At 35.3% G+C, this 2,173-nt stretch carries 3 protein-coding genes and 1 pseudogene; 3 read left to right on the forward strand and 1 reads right to left on the reverse strand.

All coding sequences use genetic code 11. The features are described from left to right. From HT708_RS07590 to HT708_RS07600, 3 genes and pseudogenes are all read left to right on the forward strand, one after another. A pseudogene (locus HT708_RS07590) lies at window positions 1-386 on the forward strand (N-acetylmuramoyl-L-alanine amidase family protein); the annotation flags it as partial. Window positions 387-562: 176 nt separating this feature from the next. After that, the gene (locus tag HT708_RS07595) at window positions 563-769 is read left to right on the forward strand and encodes a hypothetical protein (protein ID WP_000917045.1); all 207 of its coding nucleotides are present in this window, start codon (window positions 563-565) and stop codon (window positions 767-769) included. Next, the gene (locus HT708_RS07600; RefSeq protein ID WP_000379281.1) at window positions 753-1,184 is read left to right on the forward strand and encodes a DUF2335 domain-containing protein; all 432 of its coding nucleotides are present in this window, start codon (window positions 753-755) and stop codon (window positions 1,182-1,184) included. The genes HT708_RS07595 and HT708_RS07600 overlap by 17 nt, the downstream gene beginning before the upstream one ends. 186 nt (window positions 1,185-1,370) lie before the next feature. Here the strand turns inward: HT708_RS07600 and HT708_RS07605 are convergent, their stop codons facing one another. After that, entirely contained in the window at window positions 1,371-1,559 is a 189-nt protein-coding gene (locus HT708_RS07605) for a hypothetical protein (protein WP_000109850.1), read from the reverse strand. Between the last annotated feature and the right edge of the window lie 614 nt (window positions 1,560-2,173).

The raw sequence follows: 2,173 nt of genomic DNA on the forward strand, positions 1-2,173 counted from the left end.
ACGGCTCTTATCCAAAAGACAAGTTTGAGAAGGTCAATGGAACCTGGTATTACTTCGACGGCTCAGGCTATATGTTTGCAGACCGCTGGAAGAAGCACACAGACGGCAACTGGTACTGGTTTGATAACTCAGGCGAAATGGCGACAGGCTGGAAGAAAATCGCTGAGAAGTGGTATTATTTCGACGTAGAGGGCGCTATGAAGACAGGATGGGTCAAGTACAAGGAGACTTGGTACTACTTAGACGGTAAAGAAGGTGCCATGGTATCAAACGCCTTCGTCCAGTCCGCAGACGGAACAGGATGGTACTACCTCAATGCAGACGGAACAATGGCAGATAAGCCAGAGTTCGCAGTGGAGCCAGACGGCTTGATTACGACTAAATAATTTTAAAAAATAAAAGGAAAGGAAAACTTTTCTAAAATGTTTATCTACCCCACAGGACTCGTCCTTGTGGGGATTTTTTTGTTAAAAAGAGTAAGAAACATTGACTTTTTTAAAGAAAGATGTCATAATCAAGTTAATTCAAAAAAATATTATGGAGCGAGTAGGAGGAATTTGGGATGTTAAAAAATACAAAACAACCTCAATACTTTAAGTCTTTTTTACTTGGTATGACAGCAATTGTATTGCCTGTTTTTAGCTTTAACCAGAACATTTCGAAAGTAAAAGCTGATACAGTCCCAGACTGGAAGAAAGTCAAAAGTGATTACAAGAAATCAACGATGGGCATTCAGAAAGAGGTAATGAAATTTGGATACCGAGAATAAAGATTTGATTGAAGTCAATAATATTGTTGATGAAGTCGAGCGCTTACCACATGAACAGCGTCAAGTAGTTTTACAGAAGTTGGAAATCTATCAAGGTGACCTACCTCATCCAGATATTCTCAAAGGATATAAAGAGCTATATCCGGATGCTGCTCAAAAGATTATTGATAATGGTATTGCAGAAAGCCAACATCGTAGAGAGATGGAAGATAAATACTTATCAGGGAATATTGCTTCTCATAAATTGGGACAGTTATTTGGCTTTTTAATCGCCCTCGTTGTTATTATTGGTGGAATTTACTTAATAGCAACAGATAAACAAATTGCAGGTAGTGTCTTAACTGGAACTACTGCATTAGGGCTAATTGGTTTGTTTACAGGGAATAATCAAAATAAAAACAAAGACAAAGAATAATTTTTCACCGCAGGCTCAGGCTTGCGGTTTTTTTATTTTTCAAAAACAGGCATTTTGAACGATTAGAAAGCAAAATCACAATCCTATTGTTCAAAAAAGCGTTTACATGAAGAATATGGAGAGGAAATCGTGGTGTATTATTGTCAAAAACGGTGTTTTGTTAAAAATAAAAAACAGTGACCGAAATCACTGCTTTTTAAGTTCCTGGGCGTATGTTATCATGCTGATAGCGTGTTTTAGACGCATATTCATAATATCCGATACACCATTTTTATACTTGTCCACGGCCTGAATAGACATGCCACAGTTTTTGCTAATAGCATAGGCTGTGGCGTTGTCTAAAAGCCAGCGGATAGCTTCAATATCTACTGACATATATTACCTCGTAAAATACCAAACTGCAAATAGGAGTAGAAGAAGTCCAATAATAAATTCAACTTTTTCACGCTTGGTGGTTTTTCTAACTTTAAGATTTACTTTCATTGTTTTTCCTGTTATAATTTAAGTACACCCCCGAAGGGGTGGATAGTGATTTTTCACTATCCAAATTCGATGTGCCATTCAAAGCTGATTATAAATAAGTTTATTTTGACTACTAGCTTATTTGTTTTTGCTTTGAGTGGTTTCTTTTTGAACTTAAACATTTCATGTTCCTTTCTACTAGTTTCCTTGTCTAAGGTTTCCTCCTTAACCTTATGTATCCATTATACAACTTTGGTTGCATAATGTCAATGGTTTTGATGGAGTTTTTTTATTTTATTTTTAAAAGACTGTGAGTAATCACGGTTTTCTATTTATAAACTATTAGAATTAAATTGCAACCTTCTCAACTATACGGGCAAAGATGATTGTAAAAATGAATACGAAGATGAATACGATTTAAAAAACGATGGAAATTAGTGTAAATGATTTTAACGAAAAATAAGTAAAAACTCAACTATTTACAAGTGATGATAACTATTTGTAAACGTTTTTCACTTATGGTATAA

Source organism: Streptococcus sp. 3613, assembly GCF_013277375.1.
Classification (GTDB): Bacteria; Bacillota; Bacilli; order Lactobacillales; family Streptococcaceae; genus Streptococcus; species Streptococcus pseudopneumoniae.